Annotated in this window: 18 protein-coding genes and 1 pseudogene; 12 read left to right on the forward strand and 7 right to left on the reverse strand. The window is 70.0% G+C overall.

Going from position 1 to position 19,810, the window contains the following annotated elements; genetic code table 11:
- The 4 genes from ACYVK3_RS12520 to ACYVK3_RS12535 all read left to right on the forward strand — a co-directional run.
- The coding region (locus ACYVK3_RS12520) for a carbohydrate ABC transporter permease (RefSeq protein ID WP_460497656.1) at positions 1–905 on the forward strand (905 nt) is incomplete at its 5' end.
- Entirely contained in the window at positions 902–1,717 is an 816-nt protein-coding gene (locus ACYVK3_RS12525; protein ID WP_460497657.1) for a carbohydrate ABC transporter permease, read from the forward strand. The genes ACYVK3_RS12520 and ACYVK3_RS12525, both read left to right, overlap by 4 nt.
- A complete protein-coding gene (locus tag ACYVK3_RS12530) occupies positions 1,718–3,643 on the forward strand; it encodes a glycoside hydrolase family 127 protein (protein WP_460497658.1) in 1,926 nt (641 codons plus the stop codon).
- A gap of 54 nt (positions 3,644–3,697) precedes the next feature.
- A complete protein-coding gene (locus ACYVK3_RS12535) occupies positions 3,698–4,951 on the forward strand; it encodes a DUF6236 family protein (protein WP_460497659.1) in 1,254 nt (417 codons plus the stop codon).
- Here ACYVK3_RS12535 and ACYVK3_RS12540 read toward each other — a convergent pair.
- Positions 4,935–5,120 (reverse strand): hypothetical protein, encoded by a 186-nt coding sequence (locus ACYVK3_RS12540; protein WP_460497660.1) that lies wholly within the window; start codon positions 5,118–5,120, stop codon positions 4,935–4,937. The genes ACYVK3_RS12535 and ACYVK3_RS12540 overlap by 17 nt on opposite strands.
- Before the next feature lie 76 nt (positions 5,121–5,196).
- Positions 5,197–6,111 carry a carbohydrate kinase family protein gene (locus ACYVK3_RS12545; RefSeq protein ID WP_460497661.1) on the reverse strand — a complete coding sequence of 305 codons (915 nt, stop codon included), beginning with the start codon at positions 6,109–6,111 and terminating at the stop codon, positions 5,197–5,199.
- Positions 6,112–6,159: 48 nt separating this feature from the next.
- On the opposite strand from ACYVK3_RS12545, the gene ACYVK3_RS12550 reads away from it, so the two are divergent.
- The 6 genes from ACYVK3_RS12550 (at position 6,160) to ACYVK3_RS12575 (ending at position 12,619) form a co-directional block, all read left to right on the forward strand.
- Positions 6,160–7,293, forward strand: a complete 1,134-nt coding sequence (locus ACYVK3_RS12550) for a LacI family DNA-binding transcriptional regulator (protein ID WP_460497662.1) — start codon at positions 6,160–6,162, stop codon at positions 7,291–7,293.
- Positions 7,294–7,398: 105 nt separating this feature from the next.
- Positions 7,399–8,748 carry an ABC transporter substrate-binding protein gene (locus tag ACYVK3_RS12555; protein ID WP_460497664.1) on the forward strand — a complete coding sequence of 450 codons (1,350 nt, stop codon included), beginning with the start codon at positions 7,399–7,401 and terminating at the stop codon, positions 8,746–8,748.
- Positions 8,749–8,757: 9 nt separating this feature from the next.
- On the forward strand, positions 8,758–9,705 hold the full coding sequence (locus tag ACYVK3_RS12560) for a carbohydrate ABC transporter permease (protein WP_460497665.1): 948 nt from the start codon (positions 8,758–8,760) through the stop codon (positions 9,703–9,705).
- A gap of 13 nt (positions 9,706–9,718) precedes the next feature.
- Positions 9,719–10,609: a carbohydrate ABC transporter permease gene (locus tag ACYVK3_RS12565; protein ID WP_460497748.1), complete on the forward strand. Its 891-nt coding sequence runs from the start codon at positions 9,719–9,721 to the stop codon at positions 10,607–10,609.
- Positions 10,609–11,625, forward strand: a complete 1,017-nt coding sequence (locus ACYVK3_RS12570) for a zinc-dependent alcohol dehydrogenase family protein (RefSeq protein ID WP_460497666.1) — start codon at positions 10,609–10,611, stop codon at positions 11,623–11,625. Before ACYVK3_RS12565 ends, ACYVK3_RS12570 begins: the two co-directional genes overlap by 1 nt.
- A 196-nt stretch (positions 11,626–11,821) precedes the next feature.
- A complete protein-coding gene (locus tag ACYVK3_RS12575) occupies positions 11,822–12,619 on the forward strand; it encodes an inositol monophosphatase family protein (protein WP_460497667.1) in 798 nt (265 codons plus the stop codon).
- Positions 12,620–12,631: 12 nt separating this feature from the next.
- Here ACYVK3_RS12575 and ACYVK3_RS12580 read toward each other — a convergent pair whose 3' ends face one another.
- Positions 12,632–13,534 carry a carbohydrate ABC transporter permease gene (locus ACYVK3_RS12580; RefSeq protein ID WP_460497668.1) on the reverse strand — a complete coding sequence of 301 codons (903 nt, stop codon included), beginning with the start codon at positions 13,532–13,534 and terminating at the stop codon, positions 12,632–12,634.
- Positions 13,524–14,465, reverse strand: coding sequence for a carbohydrate ABC transporter permease (locus ACYVK3_RS12585; protein WP_460497669.1), 942 nt, complete (start codon positions 14,463–14,465; stop codon positions 13,524–13,526). The genes ACYVK3_RS12580 and ACYVK3_RS12585 overlap by 11 nt, the downstream gene beginning before the upstream one ends.
- 586 nt (positions 14,466–15,051) lie before the next feature.
- Between ACYVK3_RS12585 and ACYVK3_RS12590 the strand changes: the two genes are divergently transcribed.
- Together ACYVK3_RS12590 and ACYVK3_RS12595 are read left to right on the forward strand one after the other, a co-directional pair.
- A complete protein-coding gene (locus ACYVK3_RS12590) occupies positions 15,052–16,350 on the forward strand; it encodes an extracellular solute-binding protein (protein WP_460497670.1) in 1,299 nt (432 codons plus the stop codon).
- A gap of 65 nt (positions 16,351–16,415) precedes the next feature.
- The gene (locus ACYVK3_RS12595; RefSeq protein WP_460497671.1) at positions 16,416–18,080 is read left to right on the forward strand and encodes an MGH1-like glycoside hydrolase domain-containing protein; all 1,665 of its coding nucleotides are present in this window, start codon (positions 16,416–16,418) and stop codon (positions 18,078–18,080) included.
- Between the two features lie 4 nt (positions 18,081–18,084).
- Here ACYVK3_RS12595 and ACYVK3_RS12600 read toward each other — a convergent pair whose 3' ends face one another.
- The 3 genes and pseudogenes from ACYVK3_RS12600 to ACYVK3_RS12610 form a co-directional block, all read right to left on the reverse strand.
- Positions 18,085–18,957 (reverse strand): glycoside hydrolase family 43 protein, encoded by an 873-nt coding sequence (locus ACYVK3_RS12600; RefSeq protein WP_460497672.1) that lies wholly within the window; start codon positions 18,955–18,957, stop codon positions 18,085–18,087.
- A gap of 37 nt (positions 18,958–18,994) precedes the next feature.
- A complete protein-coding gene (locus ACYVK3_RS12605; protein ID WP_460497673.1) occupies positions 18,995–19,711 on the reverse strand; it encodes a cation transporter in 717 nt (238 codons plus the stop codon).
- Positions 19,711–19,810 (reverse strand): annotated as a pseudogene (locus ACYVK3_RS12610) (transcriptional regulator); the annotation flags it as partial. The pseudogene ACYVK3_RS12610 and the gene ACYVK3_RS12605, both read right to left, overlap by 1 nt.

Raw genomic sequence — 19,810 nt, forward strand, 5'->3', positions numbered from 1 at the left:
CCGCGCGCCGCCGCAAGCCCGCCGGCACCGCGCGGCAATGGACCGCGATCGGCTTCGCCGCGCCGCTGCTCGCCTACCTCGCGGTGTTCTACGCCTACCCGCTGTGGCGCAATATCGAGCTGAGCGTCCACGACTACACGGTGCGGGCCTTCGTCCAAGGCGATCCGGACTTCGTGGGATTCGAGAAGTACGCCGAGGTGTTCGCCTCGAACTCCTTCGGACCCGCCCTGCTCAACACCGCCCTGTTCACGCTCGTCTCGATCGCCTTCCAGTACGCGATCGGTCTGGCGCTGGCGGTGTTCTTCCACTCGAACTTCCGCCTCTCGGGCGTGCTGCGCGCGCTGTTCCTCGTGCCGTGGCTCCTGCCGCTCATCGTCTCGTCCTCGACGTGGGCGTGGATGCTCAACAGCGAGAACGGCATCGTCAACTCGGCCATCGAAGCCTTCGGCGGCGAGCAGATCAACTGGCTCACCTCCCCGGACACCGCGCTCACCGCCGTGATCATCGCGAACATCTGGCTCGGCATCCCGTTCAACCTGGTCATCCTGCACGCCGGCCTCCAGCAGGTTCCCGGCGAGCTCTACGAGGCGGCCTCACTGGACGGCGCGAGCGCAAGCCAGCAGTTCTGGCGCATCACCTTCCCGCTGCTGCGCGGGGTCTCGGCCATCACGCTGCTGCTCGGATTCATCTACACGCTCAAGGTCGTCGACGTCATCTGGATCATGACCACCGGCGGCCCGGGCGACGCCTCGCTCACACTCTCGGTGTGGTCCTACCGTGAGGCCTTCGGCACCGGACAACCGGACTTCTCGCCGGCCGCCGCCATCGGCAACCTGCTCATCGTCGTCGCGCTCGTGTTCGGATTCGTGCACCTGCGCATGCAGCGCACCTGGGAGAAGTCATGACCGCACGGCCCTGGTGGAAGACCGTACTCGGCGTGGTGTTCGCCGCGCTCATGCTGTTCCCCGTCTACTGGATGGTGAACGTGTCGCTGACCCGCACCGGCGACCTGCGCCGATCGGACCCGAGCCTGTTCCCGACCGACCCGACCTTCGACGGCTACTCCGCCGCCCTGTCGCAGCAGCTGCCGTCGCTCGGCACGAGCCTGCTCGTCGGCTTCGGCTGCGTCGTGCTCACCGTCGTGATCGCCGCTCCGGCCGGCTACGCGCTGGCGATCCTCAACCTGCGCGGCGGACGCGGACTCAGCTTCCTGCTGCTGGTCGCCCAGATGATCCCCGCGGTCGTGATGGCGATGGGCTTCTACGCGATCTACGTCCGCCTCGGCCTGCTCAACACCGTGTGGGGCCTGATCGTGGCCGACTCGACCATCGCCGTCCCGTTCGGCGTCCTGCTCTACACCACGTTCATGGCCGGCATCCCGCGCGAGCTCATCCAGGCCTCGCGCATCGACGGCGCCGGACCGTGGCGCACCTTCACCAAGGTCGTGCTGCCGGTGAGCCGGAACTCCACCATCACCGTGTCCCTGTTCGCCTTCCTGTGGGCGTGGTCGGACTTCATCTTCGCCTCGACGCTCGACCGCTCGGGCGAGTTCGTCCCGATCACCCTCGGCATCTACCAGTACATCGGCAACAACACCACCCAGTGGAACGCGATCATGGCCACCGCCGTGGTGGCCTCCCTCCCCGCGGCGATCCTCCTGGTCGTCGCCCAACGCTATGTGGCCGCGGGCGTGACCGCCGGCGCCGTGAAGGACTGAATGTTGGAACCCCACGCCTCCACCCGCCCCGTACCCGTCGCCCCGATCCGAGGCGAGCGCCGCGGCATCGGCCTGGACGAACTGCGCCTGACCGGCGGGTTCTGGGGCGGACTCCAGTCGACGAACGCCGAGGCCACCCTGCGCCACTGCCTGGAGTGGATGGAACGCCTCGGATGGATCGCGAACTTCGACCGCGTCGCCGACGGCGACACGGACCGGCCGCGGCCCGGCTGGCAGTTCTCCGACTCGGAGCTCTACAAGCTCGCCGAGGCCCTCGCCTGGGAGTACGGCCGCACCGGCGACGCCTGGGCCAACGAGACGCTCGAGGCGCTCACCGACCGGATCGCCGCCGCCCAAGACGACGACGGCTACCTCAACACCTGCTACGGGCACCGCGGTCAGGCCGGGCGTTACACGGACCTCTCCTCCGGGCACGAGCTGTACTGCACCGGCCACCTGCTCCAGGCGGCCGTGGCCCGCATGAGGACCGTCGGGCCGGACAAGCTCGTCGAGGTCGCCCGCCGGGCGGCCGACCACGTGTGCCGCGAGTTCGGACCGGACGGGCGCGCCGGCATCTGCGGGCACCCCGAGATCGAGCTCGGCCTCGCCGAACTCGGCCGCGTGCTCGGCGAGCCGCGCTACACCGAGCAGGCGCGGCTGTTCCTCGAACGGCGCGGGCGCGGCACCCTCGAACCCATCGCGCTGCTGGACGCCTCGTACTTCCAGGACGACGTCCCCGTGCGCGAGGCCGAGGTGTGGCGCGGCCACGCGGTGCGCGCCCTGTACCTGGCGGCCGGCGCGGTCGACGTCGCCGTCGACACCGGCGACGCCTCCCTGCTCGAAGCGGTCGAACGGCAGTGGTCGCGAACGGTGGAGCGCCGCACCTACCTGACCGGCGGCATGGGCTCGCGCCACCAGGACGAGGGGTTCGGCGAGGACTGGGAGCTGCCGCCCGACCGCGCCTACTGCGAGACCTGCGCCGGGATCGCCTCGGTCATGGTCTCGTGGCGCCTCCACCTCGCCACCGGCGACGTGCGGTACGCCGACCTCATCGAGCGCACCTGCTACAACGTCATCGCCGTCTCGCCCAGCGAGGACGGACGGACCTTCTTCTACGCCAACCCACTCCACCAGCGCACCGCCGCCGCCGACGTTCGGCCCGGCGAGGTGAACCCGCGCGCCGAAGGAGGCGTGCGCGCGCCCTGGTTCGACGTCTCGTGCTGCCCGACGAACCTCGCCCGCACCCTCGCCTCCTGGCAGACGTACGCCGCCTCGGTCGAGGACGACACCGTCTCCCTGCTGCAGTACGCGCCCGGCGAGATGCGCGTGGCGCTCGACTCCGGGGGAGCGCTCGCCCTGCGCATCGCGACCGAATACCCCCACGACGGCACCGTCCGCATCGAGGTCATCGAGGCACCCGACCGCGCGGTCGGACTGCGGCTGCGGGTGCCGCACTGGGCGAACGGCGCCGCACTGAGCGACGGCGCCGGCGAACACGCCGTCGAGCCCGGCTGGGCGCCGGTGCGCGGCCGCCTCGAACCCGGCGCGGTCATCACCCTCGAACTGCCCATCGCTCCCCGCCTGACCTGGCCCGACGACCGCATCGACGCCGTGCGCGGATGCGTCGCCGTCGAACGCGGACCGCTGGTGCTGTGCGCCGAGGCCGTCGATCTGCCCGCGGACTGGCCCATCGAACGCCTCCGCATCGATCCGGAGCGCACACCGCGAGCCGAAGGCGACGGCGCGGTCGCGCGAATGGCCGCGGCCCCCGAGCAGAAGGCCGCTCCAGGGCGACCGCCGTTCGAGGCCTCACGTCCGGCGCCGAGCGGGGACGGTCCGGACTGGAGGGACATACGGCTCGTGCCCTACCACCGCTGGGCGCAGCGGGGGAGCTCGGCGATGCGGGTCTTCCTGCCCACCACATGAGCAGCACGGGGGCAAGGCCGGAGGGACGTGGCGCGCGGCTGTCACAATGGCCGGATGGTGGCTCCGATCGGGCTGTACTACCCCTACACGCACTTCCACGACCGAGGCTGGCTCAAGGTGGCCGCCCTGTACTGGCCGCGGATGGCGCGCATCGCACCCCTGGGGTACGCCGACGCGGGCAATCGCGACGCGCGGGTGCTGCGAGACGAGCTCGACTTCGTGCTCGATCTCGGTCCCGGCGTCGGAGTGCTCGAGCGGACCCAGCGCGCCGCCCTGGCGGCACTGGACCGCGACGGCTCCCAGATCCGCAACCGCTACCGCATCCCCAGGAGCGTCGTGCGGATCGTGGGAGGCGCCTCGAGCGCGGGGGCCGAGCACGTCGAATACTACTTTCCCGACCTGGACGAGTCCGTGTCCATGGAGCACCCCGCGCGGCGCTGGCCGAAGCCGCTGGCCCGCCCCGACGAGGCCTCGTTCGGTCGCCTCATCGGCCTGCACCGCACGAAGGTCGGCCCCGAGCTCCTGCGGTCCCTCGAAGAGCACCGCCTGGCGGTGCTCGACGACCGGGGCGACTACGCGGCGGTGCACCCCAACTTCGCGTGGGCGTACATGTGCATGCTCGCCGACCACATGGCCGCCGAAGAGCGGCTGACGCCGGTCTCCGACGACGCCTCCGCCTACGGAGCCGTCGGGAACTGGAACGCCGAGCACTTCGCGAACGCCCTCCTGGGCCGAGACACCGCCGAACCGGCCGGCGATGAGCACCTGATCGAGCGACTGGCGATGCTGGCCCTGCAGATCGCCGTGCCCGCCGATCCGGCGACGGTCCGGGTGGACAGGATCGTCGAGATCCGCAAGCGCTACGGCTCCGAACTCGACGCCTTCCGCGACCTCATCGCCGCCACGGCGACATCGCTCTCCACCGAGATCCAGGGCGTCAAGGACGCGACCGTCGTGGAGTCCTATCTCGAGCAGGAGATCGCCAGGCGAGTCGAACGGCCGCTCACCGAGCTGCGGCGCGCCATGCGCGGACTCGGCGTCGACACCGCCTTGGGCACGGCCGCGATCAAGTTCGAGTTCCCCGCGGCCGCGGCGCTCGCCGCCGGATGGGCGACCGGGCAGCCCGTGGTGGCCGCCGCGGGGGCCGCTCTCGGCGTCGGCAGCTGGTACCGGTCATGGAAGACGGCCGGCGACGGCCTGGTCCGGGCCTCGCCGGTGGGCTATCTGTGGCGGGTCGAGAAGGACCTCCAGGGCGGTGAGATCCTGCGCCGCATCCTGCGCCCGACGCCGCTCAGTCGCGACGCGTGACATCGGACGGCTTGTCGATCTCCCGCCTGATGAGGACCACTCCGGCTATGACCGCCGCGAGGAAGGCGAGCAGCCCGATGATCAAGAGCCACTGCAGGGCCTCGATCAGGAGGCCGATGACGACGAGCACGGCCGCGACCACACCGATGGAAATGAACAGGGCTCGCATCGAACACCTCCGGGAACTTGAGTGCAAGGCTCTCGGAATGCCCCAGTTCGGGTCCGTTCAACCGTGATCGGCTCGATCACGCCTCGAGCTCGGCGCGGGTGGGCGGATTGGCGCCGGTGCGCTCACACGTCTTGGCCGCCACCAAGGCGGCGAAGCCGATGAGCTCGGCGAGCTCGGCCGAGCCGACGCCCGCGAGCCGCTCGCGCCGGACCGCGCCGAGCAGATCCGCGCGCAGCAGGGCGTCCAACAGCCCGGCGGTGAAGGCGTCGCCCGCGCCGACCGTGTCCCGCACCGTGACCGGGCGGGCCGTCACCGCGGCCTCGGTCGATGCGGTGAGCGCGCAGGCGCCGTCGGAGTCCCGGGTGAGCACCACCAGGGCCGGACCGGTGCTCACCCATTTGCGGGCCACGGCGTGCGGGTCCTCGCCGGGGTAGAGCCAGTCCACATCCTCCGCGCTGGCTTTGACGATGTCCGAACCGGAGACCTGCCGCTCCACGCGCCGCCGCTCGACTTCGCGATCTCCCAGCAGGATCGGTCGGATATTGGGGTCATAGGAGACGGTCACGCCCCGGCGCCGGGCCCGTTCGAGCGCGCCTTCGACGACCGCGGCGCCCGGCTCGAGCGCCGTGGCGAGCGATCCGGTGTGGACGCATCGGCAGTCCGGGTCGAGCTCGGGCACGGCCGTGGGGTCCCAGGCGAGGTGGAAGCTGTAGTCAGCGCTGCCGTCCTCGGCGATCGAGGCCAGGGCCAGGCTCGTCGCGGCGGTGGCGGCGGGCAGTCGCTCGACCGTGACGCCGCTGTCGCGCAGGTGATCGCCGACGAGCCGGCCCGGCAGGTCGTCGCCGAGGCACGTGGCGAGGGTGACGCGGTCGTCGAGCCTCGCCAGACCCACGGCGACATTGGCCGGACTGCCGCCGGGGCGGGCCGCGAAGTCGCGCGGCTCATCGTCCGAGACCAGGTCCAGTAGGGCTTCGCCAACTACGGTGATCACCGGTTTTCCTCCACGTTGCGAGTCGGGATTGACGGGGGCCTATGAAGCATGGCATACTCACCCCACACTGACAACGTTGTCGACAACGTGGTCAGTATCTGCCCAGCTCAGCGTCGAGAGGACGACATGCCGCCGGTCGAGAACACGCCAGGCAGCGAGCCGGTGCGCGCGCCCACGATCAAGGACGTCGCCGAACGCGCCGGCGTCGGGTTCAAGACCGTCTCGCGCGTCCTCAACGACGAGCCCAACGTCCGCCCCGAGACCCGCGACCGGGTGCTCGCCGCGGTCGCGGAACTGGGCTACCGGCGCAACTCGATCGCCAGCAGCATCCGGCGCCGCGACCAGCGCACCTCCTCGATCGGCCTCATCGTCGAGGATCTCGCGAACCCCTTCGCCTCGAACCTGACCCGAGTCATCCAGGACTACGCGCTCGAGCTGCAGTACCTCGTCCTCGTCGGTTCCAGCGACGGCGTCCTCGCCCGCGAGCGCGAGCTCGTCGGCGAGTTCGCCTCCCGGCGCGTCGACGGCCTCATCGTGGTGCCCAACGGCGACGATCAGTCCTATCTCCACGCCGAACGCGCCCGCGGTATGCCCGTGGTCTTCGTCGACCGGCCCGGCCGCCGGATCGACGCCGACAACGTGGTGTCCGAGAACGCCGCGGGCGTGACCGACGCCGTCCGCCATCTGGCAACCCGCGGCCACACCCGCATCGCCTACCTCGGCGACCTGCAGACGATCTACACCGCCGAACAGCGGCTCGAAGGCTTCCGCGAGGGCATGGCCGAGCTCGACGGCGCCGACGAGCGCTACGTCCGCACCGGCCTGCACGACAGCGACCAGGCCTACCGGGCCGCCGTCGAGGTCTTCGGCCTCGACCCCGCCCCGACCGCGCTCATCTGCGGCAACAACCTGATCACGATCGGCGCGGTCCACGCGCTCCAACACCTCGGCATCCGCGACAGGACGGCGTTCATCGCGTTCGACGACCTGGAGCTGGCCGACCTGCTGCGGCCGGCGCTCACGGTCATCGCGCAGGACACCGCGGCCCTCGGCACCAACGCCGCCGGCCACCTGTTCGAGCGGCTCGCGAACCCCGCGACGCCCTACCGCTGGACCTCCGTCCCGGTCCGCCTGATCCCGCGGGCCTCCGGCGAGGTCCCCGCCCCCGACCGACGCCACTGACCACCGTGCGGGCGACGCCCCGCGCGCCAATCTTCATAACGACGGAATTGCCCACAACGGAAGCGACGCATCATCACTGAGAGCGTCAAGGACGAGGAGGTCCTGATGAAAACCCCTGCAAAACGACACGTCGCGCTGGCGGTCTCGCTGGCGGCGGTCATGGCCGCGAGCGCATGCTCCGGCGCGGGCGGGAGCAACGGTGACGGCGAGTCGATCACCATCGCCACCGTGGCCAACCCCCAGATGCAGGACATCGAGCAGCTCTCCTCGGTCTTCGAGGAGGAGACCGGCATCGACGTGCAGTTCGTGGTCCTGCCCGAGAACGAGCTGCGCGACAAGGTCACGCAGGACATAGCGACCGGCTCGGGCCAGTACGACATCGTCACGATCGGCACCTACGAGACGCCGATCTGGGCCGAGAACGAGTGGCTGGCACCGCTCGACGACTACGCGAGCGACCCGGAGTACGACGTCGACGACCTGCTGCCGCCCGTGCGCGAGGCGCTCACGTACGAGGACGGCCTGTACGCGGTGCCGTTCTACGGCGAGTCGTCGTTCCTGATGTACCGCACCGACCTGTTCGAGGCCGCCGGGCTCACCATGCCGGACAACCCGACATGGCCCGAGGTCGCCGATCTGGCCGCCGAGCTCCACGATCCCGAGAACGACGTCGCGGGGATCTGCCTGCGCGGCCTGGCCGGCTGGGGCGAGGTGCTCGCGCCGCTGAACACCGTCATCCACACCTTCGGCGGGCGCTGGTACGACGAGGACTGGAACGCCCAGCTGACCAGCCCGGAGACCAAAGAGGCCGTGCAGTTCTACGTGGACCTGGTGAGCCAGTACGGTGAGCCGGGCGCGGCCAACGCCGGTTTCTCGGAGTGCCTGACCGCGACCAGCCAGGGCAACGCCGCGATGTGGGTCGACGCGACCGTCGCCGCCAGCATCCTGGAGGACCCGAACTCCAGCGACGCCGCCGGCAAGATGGCCTACGTGCCCGCCCCGGTCGTCGAGACCGAGAGCTCGGGCTGGCTGTGGGCGTGGTCCCTGGCGATCCCGGAGTCCTCGCAGAACAAGGACGCGGCCTGGGAGTTCATGGCCTGGGCGACCGGCAAGGACTACATGCGCCTCGTCGGCGAGGAGCTGGGCTGGACCCGCGTCCCGCCGGGCAGCCGCCAGTCGACCTACGAGATCCCCGAGTACATGGAGGCGGCCGCCGCGTTCGCCCCGCAGACCCTGGAGGCGATCGAGAACGTCGACGTGACCGAGCCGGGCCTGTACGAGCAGAACTGGACCGGTGTCCAGTACATCTCGATCCCGGAGTTCCAGGACCTCGGCACGCGCGTGGCCCAGGAGATCTCGGCGGCGATCGCCGGCAACCAGACCGTCGATGAGGCCTTGGAGAAGGCCCAGCAGTATGCCGAAGAGGTCGCCGTCAGCGGCGGCTACAAGGACTGAGTGGGATCGATGACCGCTACTGACGCCCCGCCCGCGGCGCGCGAGCGCCGCGGGCCCCGGGCCCCGAAGAAGCCCGAGCGGCTGCCGGCGGGCGAGCGCTGGAAGCGGCGCGGTCCGCTGCTGCCGGCGCTGCTGCTGGTAGTCGTGCTGACGCAACTGCCGTTCGTCGCGACGATCTACTACAGCTTCCAGGAACGCAACCTGCTGCGGCCCGACGAGAGCGCCTTCGCCGGATTCCGGAACTACGCCGAGGTGCTGGGCGACGCCCAGTTCCGCGGCGCCGTGTTCAACACGGTGTTCCTGACCGCCACGGTGGTCGTCTTCTCGATGATGCTCGCGATCGGCCTGGCGGTGCTCTTGGACCAGAAGTTCCTGGGCCGGTCGATCGTCCGGACGCTGCTGATCACGCCGTTCCTGGTCATGCCCGCCGCCGCGGCGCTGATCTGGAAGCACGCGATGTTCAACCCGCTGTTCGGGATGCTGAACTGGGCGCTGTCGCCGTTCGGCGTCGAGCGCGTCGACTGGGTCTCGGAACACCCGATGTTCTCGCTGATCCTCATGCTGGTGTGGCAGTGGACGCCGTTCATGATGCTCATCGTCCTCGCCGGCCTGCAGAGCCAGGACACGGAGGTCTTGGAGGCGGCCAAGATGGACGGCGCCGGACCGTTCAAGACGTTCTGGAACATCACCTTCCCGCAGTTGCGCCGGTTCATCGAGCTGGCGATCCTGCTGGGGTCGATCTTCATCGTCCAGACCTTCGACCCGATCTACCTGATCACCCAGGGCGGGCCCGGCCAGGCCACCACGAACCTGCCGTACTTCATCTACCAGCGGACCTTCCGCGCGTTCGAGGTCGGCGAGGCCGCCGCGGCCGGGGTCGTCGTCGTGATCGCGACGATCATCATCGCCACGTTCGCGCTGCGACTGTTCGCGAGCATGTTCCGAGAGGAGCGGTGACGCCGTGGAGACCTTGCACGAGACCGCCCCGGCCGAGTCCGAACCGGCCCCGACCGAACGCGCCCCCGCCCGGCGCCGGCGCTCCCGCCTGCGCCCGGCCCTGCGATCGAGCGGCGTCGCGCTGCTGGCCTGGGCCGCGGCCCTGGTGTTCTTCTTCCCGGTGCTGTGGATGTTCATCTCCGGGTTCAAGCAGGAGGCGCAGGCCTCGACCGACCCGCCGACGTTCTTCTTCCAGCCGACCCTCGACCAGTTCGAGGCGATCCTGGGACGGGAGTTCACGCCGTTCCTGCTCAACTCGCTGATGGCGTCGGTCGGGTCGACGATCCTCGTGATCGTGCTGGCCACGCCCGCGGCCTACGCGCTGTCGCTGGCGCCGATTCCGAAGTGGAAGGACTCGCTGTTCTTCTTCATCTCGACCCGGTTCATGCCGCCGGCCGCGATCATCCTGCCGCTGTACATCATCGCCAACAACGTCGGCGTGCTCGACAACGCCACGATGCTGTCGCTGGTCTACACCGCCATGAACCTGCCGATCGCGGTGTGGATGATCCGCTCGTTCCTGCTGGAGGTGCCCGCCGCGGTGCTGGAGGCCGCGAAGGTCGACGGGGCCGGTTTCCTCACCGAGATGCGGAAGATCATCCTGCCGATGATCGCGCCCGGGCTCGCGGCGACGGCGCTGATCTGCTTCATCTTCGCGTGGAACGAGTTCTTCTTCGCCGTGAGCCTGACCTCGACTCGGGCCGCGACCGTGCCGGTGTTCCTGACCGGCTTCATCACCAGCGAGGGCCTGTTCCTCGCCCGACTGTCCGCCGCCGCCACGATGGCGGCCTTCCCGGTGATCCTCGCCGGCTGGGTCGCACAGAAGTGGCTGGTGCGCGGCCTGACCATGGGAGCTGTCAAATAATGCGAGCGGTAGTCATCGAAGCCCCGGGCCGGATCACGACCACCACGGTCGAGGACCCGAGCCCGGGCCCGCGCGAGGTCGTCATCGCGGTGTCCGGGGCGGGCATCTGCGGCACCGACATCCACGTCATCGACGGCGACCTGGAGGGCTCGGTCTACCCGATCGTGCCCGGCCACGAGTTCGCCGGGACCGTCGTCGCCGCCGGCCGCGACGTCACCGAGTTCGCCGACGGCGACCGGGTCGCGGTCGACCCGAACCTGTTCTGCGGCGAATGCCACTACTGCAAGATCGGGCACGGGAACCTCTGCGAGCGCTACAACGCCATCGGGGTCATCGCCAGCCCCGGCGCGACCGCCGAGTTCTGCGTCGCGCCGGTCGCGAACTGCTACCGGCTGCCCGAATCGGTGTCGCTGGACCACGCCCCGCTGATCGAGCCGCTCTCGTGCGCCGTGCACGGCTTCGACCTGCTGCCCGGGCGGATCGGCGAGCACTACCTGGTCTACGGGGCCGGCACGATGGGTCTCATGATGGCGCAGCTGGCCCGCTTCGCCGGCGCGGCCAGCGTCTCGGTCGTCGACATCAACGCCGATCGGCTGGCCGTCGCCGAGCAGTTGGCGGCCGACCGGACCGCCACGAGCGCCGACGAGTTCGATCGGCCCGAGGGCTGGGAGGTCGTCATCGACTGCACCGGCGCGGTCCCCGCGATCGAGGACGGCCTGCGACGGGTCCGCAAGGGCGGGACGTTCCAGGTCTTCGGCGTCGCCCCGGAGGCCGCCACCGCGTCGTTCTCGCCGTTCCGCGTCTACAAGGACGAGATCCACATCGTCGGCTCCATGGCCGTGCTCCACAGCTTCGGCCGGGCCGTCGACCTGATGGCCAAGCGCGTGGTCGACCCCGACGTGATGATCAGCCACCGCTTCGGGCTCGACGAGTACGAGACCGCCGTCGAGGCCTTCCGCACCGGCACCGGCCGCAAACTGCAGATCCAGCCGCGGCGGTCCGCCGCGGAGCGTTAGACCTTATTGGAGGGAGCGCGCGGCCGGGGTCCTCACCGTTCCCGGCCGCGCTTCGCGTTCCGGCGGCGGCGCGCCGTGACGTCGGCGACGACCGCGCCGCATTCGCGCGCGCGCATGCGGCGCGGGCCATACCCTTGGCGGTGGAGCGAAGGCTCCGCAAGGTCAGACCGCGAACCGTGCAGCCGAGGGGCCCACATTGAGTCAGCTTCCCGAATTCCTCAAGACCGCCGAGCGCGCCGTGGACCTCGCCGTCGAGGTGATCGAGGCCGGACTCGGCGCCGACCGGACGCTCAGCGGCAAGGGCGACCGCGACTTCGCCTCGGACCTCGACCTGGCGGTCGAGGACCGCCTCCGTGACTTTCTCGCCCAGGCCACGCCCGACATCCCGATGCTGGGGGAGGAACGCGGCGTCACCGGCGACACCGGCTCGGAGTTCCAATGGGTCCTCGACCCCATCGACGGCACGGTCAACTTCGTCCACGGCCTGCCGATGTACTGCGTCTCGCTCGGGCTGACCCACCACGGCGACCCGGCCGTGGGCGTCGTCCACGCGCCGCGCCTGGGGGAGCGGTACAGCGCGGCGGCGGGCGAGGGCGCGAACCTCAACGGCTCGGCCATCGCCTGCTCGGCCACGGACGAGCTCGCCGACGCGCTGGTCTCGCTGCCCGACTTCGCGCTCGGCGCCAGGGCCGAGCGCGACAACGCCGAGCGGCTGCGGTTGATCGGCGAGCTCGTCCCGCTCGTTCAGCGCATCCGGATGATCGGCTCGGCGGCCCTGGACCTGTGCGGGATCGCCGCGGGCCGGCTGGACCTCACCATGCTCCCGCAGGCGAACCTGTGGGACGTCGCGGCCGGCGTGGTGATCGCCCGCGAAGCGGGCGCCACCGTCCTCGACCGGCACGGCGAGCCGTACGGTGCCGGATCGACCTCGGTGCTGGCCATGACGAGCGGACTCGCGCCGCACGCCGGCCGGCTCTCCGAGGCGATCGGCTGAGAGCGCCGGTCCTCACTTGATCCCGGTCGTCGAGATCCCCTTGAGCAGGAACTTCTGACCGATGAGGAATACCAGGAACATCGGCAGGAGCGACAGGACGCTCATGGCGAACATCGATCCGTAGTCCGAACTCGACTGCGCGTCGAGGAAGCCCTTCAGCGCCAGCGAGACCGGCCACGACTCGGGAAGCCGCAGGTAGACCAGCGGCCCGAAGAAGTCCCCCCACGTCCAGATGAACGTGAAGATCGCGGTCGTCGCGAGCGCCGGCACGATGAGCGGCAGGGTGATCTGCACGAAGGAGCGGAAGTGCCCCGCGCCGTCGATGCGGGCGGCTTCGTAGATCTCCTCCGGCAGGCTGCGGATGAACTGCACCATGAGGAACACGAAGAACGCCTCGGTCGCGAGGAACTTCGGCGCGATGAGGGGCAGGACGGTGTTCAGCCAGCCGAGCTCCTTGAAGATCAGGAACTGCGGCACCATCAGCACCTGGAACGGGAGCATGATCGAGCCGAGCATGATCGCGAAGAACAGCTTGCGCCCGCGAAAGCGCAACCGGGCGAAGGCGTACGCCGCGAGGGTGCACGAGAACAGGTTCCCCGCGATGGCGCCGAAGGCGATGATCGAGGAGTTGAGGATGAACACGCCGAACGGGAACTGAAGATCGTTCCAGCCGTTGACGTAGTTCTCGATCGTGAGGTCGGTCGTGAAGATGCTCAGATCGCGGAAGATCTCGCTGTTGGGCTTGAAGCTCGACACGAGCAGCCAGAGCAGCGGATAGATCATGATCACCGACATCGCGATGAGCATCGCGTGCCTGCCGGCCGATCGCAGCCCGCCCCACCGGGAGCGGGGGCGCCGCCGCCTGGGCGGAGCGGACGCGGGCAGGGCGACGGGGGATTCGATTTTAGTCGTCATAGAACACCCAGTACTTCGAGAGCCAGAAGTTGAACGCGGTGAAGGCGGCGACCACGACCACCAGGAACCACGCCATGGCGGACGCGTAGCCCATGTCGAGCTCGTTGAACGCCTCCTTGTAGAGCAGGAGGGTGTAGAACATCGTCGCGTCGGCGGGCCCGCCGGTGCCGCCGGAGACGACGTAAGCCTGTGTGAACGCCTGGAAGGCGAAGATGATCTGGAGCACGATGTTGAAGAAGATGATCGGGGTCAGCAGCGGCAGCGTGATCGAGCGGAACTTGCGGACGCGCCCGGCGCCGTCGATCGACGCGGCCTCGTAGAAGGAGTCCGGGACCTGCCGGAGCCCGGCGAGGAAGATGACCATCGGGGAGCCGAAGGTCCACACGTTCAGCGCGATGAGCGTGCCGAGCGCGAAGTCGGGGTGGCCGATCCAGCCGGGTCCGTCGATGCCGAACCAGGCGAGCACGCCGTTGACGAGGCCGTCCTTGCCGAACACCTGCCGCCACAGGATCGCGATGGCGACCGAGCCGCCCATGAGGCTCGGCAGGTAGAACACGGAGCGGTAGAACGACAGGCCCCGCATGCCCTTGTCGAGCAGGAGCGCCAGCGCGAGCGCGAGGGCCAGCAGGATCGGCACGCCGACGACCACGTAGATGACGGTGACCCGGAAGGAGTTCCAGAACCGCCCGTCGCCGAACATGGCGGTGAAGTTGTCCAGGCCGGTCCACACGGGCGGCTGGAGCAGGTTGTAGTCGGTGAAGGACAGGTAGAGCGACGCGATCATCGGCCCGAACGTGAGTCCCGCCAGGCCGATGAGCCAGGGGAGTAGGAAGAGGTAGGCCGCCTTGTTGTCGGGGTACTTCTCCTTGACGCGGGGTCCGCCCTTGCGTCTGCTCACTGCCAAATTGCGCAGCTCGCCGAGACTGCTCATGAGACCTCCTCGTCTCTCGGCTCCGCCACAAATTCAGAAAGCGGTTGCATAACTCGCTAGATTATGACCGGCATCTCTTGAATCGTCAAACAGGCTCCGGTAGCCGATTGATAACGCTTGAAAGATATGGGGGACATAGCGCGACGATCTACGCGGACGGTGGTCGACGATGCCGTTTTGCGCCCGACTTGTCGGGACTATTTGTGTCTCGCGTCACGAGCGGGGCGCGGCGCGGTGGCTCGGCGATCGCGACGCTCGTGCGCGCCTCGTTGCGCTGCGTGCGGCCCTGCGTGCGGCCCGATTCCGGCGATCGGCCGTCGTGCCGGCTCGCCGCCGCCATAGGTCACTGTGGACGGACAATCGCAATTTCACCCTATCGTTATGCAATCGAGCTGGAAAAGGACCCGCCTACGGCTTGATATTGACAGCCGCTCCGGGCGATGCTAATTTCCGTGCAAGCGGTTTCACTACTTGGCTCTCCCAGCCGATACCGCGTGCTCGACTCGGATGGCCCCTCGCCCGTCCAGACCAACGGCAATACGGTGGTTCGCCACCATGACAAACGAATCGAGGCGCAATGACGCGTATGACACGTTCGCGCGCGGCCGTCGGAACCCTGGCCGCCGCGGCACTCGCCCTCTCCGGTTGCTCCGGTTCGGGCGGAGGCGGCGACGGCTTCGACCCCGAAGAGGAAATCGAACTCGAGATCTCCTGGTGGGGCGATGACGATCGCGCACGCCTCTTCGCCGAGGTGATCGACCTCTTCGAAGAGGAGTACCCCAACATCACCGTCGTCGAGACGCCCGTGGGCGCACCCGACGACCTGTTCAACCGGCTCGCCACGGACTTCGCCGGCGGCGGCGACACCGCTCCGGACGTCTTCGCGCTCGGCGGCGCGAAGCCGCAGGAGTACGGCGACCTCGGCGCCCTGCTCGACCTGTCGACCGTGAGCGAGCAGCTCGACAGCTCGGCGTATCCCGACTTCTCGCTCACCAACGCCATCGTCGATGACACGCTGTACGGCCTGCCCACCGGCGGCAACGCCACGGCCGCGTTCTTCAACGTCGACGTCTTCGAGCAGGCCGGCATCGCCGTGCCCGAAGAGGGATGGACCTGGGACGAGCTCATCGACGTCGCCGGCCAGATCGGCAGCGCCGACCTCACCAACGAGGAGGGCAACCCGGTCTACGGCGTCGACCTGCGCATCCAGGACATCCTCGGCACCTACGCCGCCCAGGTGAGCGAGGTCGGGATGTACGACTGGGACGGTCAGCTCGGCGTCGACGCCGAGCAGATCGCCGGCTGGTACGAGATCGAGCAGCAGTTGCTGGAGAACGGCGGCCTGCCCGACCCGTCCATCGTGACCTCCAACTGGCAGCTCCCGCCCGACCAGCAGCCGTTCACCATCGGACAGGCCGCGATCACGTTCGGCTACTCGAACCTCATGACCGCCTACAGCGCCGCCGGCAACGTCCAGATGGCGATGCCGCCGACGAACACCGAGCGGTCCGGCCTCGCGCTGCTGCCCTCGGCCTTCTGGTCGATCAACGCGGCGAGCGAGCACCCGGAGGCGGCGGCCATGCTCGTCGACTGGTTCCTGCACGAGCCGGCCGCGGCCGAGCTCATCCTGGACACCCGCGGTGTGCCGTTCAACCCCGACACGCTCGAGGTCGTCTCGCCCCTCCTCGAAGGGCCCGCTCAGACGGCCGCCGACTACGTCGGTCAGATCCTCGAAGAGGGCGTCGTCGCGCCGCCGCAGCCCGCGGGCGGTGCCATCATGAACGAGCTCTCGCAGCGGATGGAGGCCGAAGTCCTGTTCGGGCGGATGTCCCCCGAAGAGGCGGCGGCCCAGTGGACCGAAGAACTCGGCACAGCGCTCGAGTGACCCAAAGGAGACGGGTGGGGCCGGCGCCCACCCGCCTCCTCCGACATCTCCATCGCGGGGGAACGATGACGAAACCGACCGAGGAGGCGCTCGTCCGCCTCCGCACCGGTGATCCGGTGGCACGCGCCGGCATCGACGGCACGGGACTCGGCGCCGAGCTCGCCGAGGCCGGCGTGGGCTTCGCGGCCGTCGGCGGGCCGCTCGAAGCGCGCTGGCACCAGGCGCTCGCGGAACTCGCGCAGTGCATACGACCCCTCGACGACAGCGCCCCCGTCCTCAACGAGGGGGGCGTCTACGCCGGCTCGTGGATCGAGAGCACCGGCACGATCAACGCCGAAGTGCTCGCCCGCTTCGCCCCCGGCATCGCCCGCGACACGCACCTGCTCTTCGCCGAGCGGCAGCGCGACGACGGCATGATCCCGTACAAGCTCACCGACGCCGGCCCCGGCTACAGCCAGATCCAGATCGTCACGCCGCTGGCGCGCACGGTATGGCACCACCACCGGCTCACCGGAGGCGACCGGGCCTTCCTCGAGGCCATGTACCGCGCGATGGCGCGGTACGACGACTGGCTCGCGCGGTACCGCGACACGCGCGGCACGGGCGGCGTCGAGGCGTTCTGCACCTTCGACACCGGCCACGACCTCTCGCCGCGGTTCTGGTTCGCGCCCGACCGCGCCTTCCGAGGCGACGCCCGCCACTGCGACCCCGACTCGCCGATCCTGCCCTATGTGGCGCCGGACCTCACCGCCAACGTCGCCTGCCAGCGCACCTACCTCGCGCTGATCGCCGAAGCGCTCGGCGAGGACGGCGATCCGTGGCGGCGCAAGGCGCGGGCCTCGACCGAGGCGCTGGAAGCCCAGTGCTTCGACCAGACCGACGGGACCTTCTACGACCGGGACCGCACCGGCTCGCATGTCCGGGTGCAGTCGGACGTGCTGCTGCGGGTCCTGGCATGCGAGGTGGGCGACGAGGCGTTCTTCTCGCGGGCGCTGCGCTCGTACGTGATGAACACCCGCAAGTTCTTGTCCCACTACGGCTTCACCTCGCTCGCCCTCGACGATCCGCGCTTCGACGCCGACGCGTCGCGCAACTCCTGGGGCGGGCCGGTGAACTTCCTCGCCCTGCTTCGCGCGCCGCAGGCGTTCGAGCACCACGGCCATGTCGCCGAACTCGCCGTGGCGACCGCGCCCGTGCTGGGCGCGATGGCGGTCGCCGACCGCTTCCCGCAGTGCCTCGATCCATGGTCGGGCGCGCCGGGCTTCACCTCGGTGTACTCGCCGTCGATCCTGTGGCTCCTGGACGCCGTGGAGCGCGGCTTCGGGATCGTGCCGCGCCCCGACGGCGAGGTGTGGTTCACCGGGCTGCCGCCGACGCGGCTCGACCACGGGGCCGCCGCGGAGGCCACCGCCTACGCGCGTCGCCTCGGCGGGAGGCGCTACGAGCTCGCCGCCGACGACGAGCGCGTCGAAGTGCACCGCGACGGCTCGCTGCGATACGCCTTCCCGCGCGGATGGCGGATCGTCACCGATGCGGCGGGCAACGTGCAAGCGGTTGTCGGGATGAGCCCCGCGACGGTCACGGGCGAACTCGAGATCCACGGCCGGTCGACCGAAACGCTGCGCCTGACGCTGTCGGTCGCCGCCAACGAGCGGATCGAACTCGACCCGCGGGGGCGCGTCGACGGCAGCTCGGCGGTGGGCTTCGTCCCGCCCACCACCGGGGGCTGAGCGATCAGCGCAGCGCGAGGCCGCCGGGGACCTCTTCGACCTCGATGAAGCGGGCCCGCTCGTCGGGGGTCTTGTTCGGTCGGTGCAGCGTGAGCAGCAGCCGCCCGGCGGCGTCGGTGAAGACCATCCCGTGGCCGCCGTCCCTCGGCCACAGCGCCTCGCTCGCCTGCCGCCACGGTCCGTGGACGGTGCCGGACTCGGAGGTCGCCACTCCGAGGGCGTAGCCGCCCTCGCCCATGCTCGACCAGAGCATCAGCAGCTCGCCGTCCGCGTTGCGATGCAGAAACGGCCCGTCCGTGACGTAGGCGGTCGGTCCCGGCCGGTCGAGCGGGCGCGCCCACGGCGCCTCGGAGGCGGTGAAGAGCAGGAACGGATCGCCGGCCGTGGCGCGCAGATCCGGCGCCAGCCGCACCGCCTGCACCTCGCCGTCGCCGACGTCCTTCCACTCGTGGCAGAACACCATGTAGGGCGTGCCGTCCTCGATGTGCAGGGTGCCGTCCAGGCACTCCCAGTCCTCGGGCGTCAGCGGCCCGGCCGACCACGGCTCGTACGGCCCCTCGGGACGTTCGGCGCGCAGCACCTGGGTGCCGCGGCGGTGCCCCTCGGCCGTGAAGGTCGCGAACATGTAGAAGGCGCCGTCGTGGCGGTGCACCTCGGGTGCCCAGTACTGCGTGTGGGACCAGAAGCCCGGGGTGGGCCGGAAGGCCGGGATCGGGCCGTTCCACTCGACGAGGTCCCGGCTCCAGTACGTGTCGAAGCCCGTCGCGGGACCTCGCCAGATGTTCTCGTCGGTGCTGCCGAAGAGATAGAAGCGGTCCTCCTCCGGCACGCGCAGCACGAAGGGGTCGCGGATCTGGATCTCGTCCAAGGCGGGCATGGGTCTCCTTCTGTCGGCTGTGTCTGTCGAGGGCGGCTTAGGATCGGCCGTCGGCGTGGTCGCAGCATCCATCCTCGCACCCCGGTGCCGCCTCGTCGGCAAGCGCCGTCACCGGAGCGCAGCAGCCGTCGCCCTTCCAGGCTTCGACGCCTTCCTTGACGGCGACGCCCGCGATGGCGAGCGCGGCGAGGGGGTCGGCCCAGGACCAGCCGAACAGGCTGTTGAGCGCGAGCCCGACCAGGAGGACCGCCGACAGATAGGTGCACAGCAGGGTCTGCTTGGAGTCGGCGACCGCGCTGGCCGAGCCCAGTTCCCTGCCGGCCCGGCGCTGGGCCGCCGACAGGACCGGCATGATCACGACCGAGGCGCCCGCGAGAACCAGGCCGACCGTGGAGTGCTCGGCCTCGGCGCCGCCGATCAGGCCCCGGACGGCCTCGACAGTGACGTAGGCGGCGAGCGCGAAGAACGAGATCGCGATCGTCCGCAGCGCCCGGTGCTCGCGGGCCTCGCGGACCTCGGGGTCGCGGGCGGCGAACTGCCAGGCGACCGCCGCGGCCGAGGCGACCTCGACGATCGAGTCGAGGCCGAAGCCGATCAGCGCGGCCGAGGAGGCGACGGTGCCGGCGCTGATCGCCACGACCGCCTCGACGATGTTGTAGGCGATGGTGGCCGCGACGAGGGCTCGGACGGTGCGGGTGAGCCGGGCGCGGCGCTCGGGGGAGGGGTCGAGCGCGACCGGGAGCGTCGAGGCCATCAGCAGCAGTCCTCCGTGGCGTCGCAGGCGGCCGGATCGACGGCGAGTACCACGCCGAGCAGGTCGCCGAGGGCGTGGGCGAGGCGCGCGTCGGCCACC

This window comes from Glycomyces tarimensis (assembly GCF_054776215.1).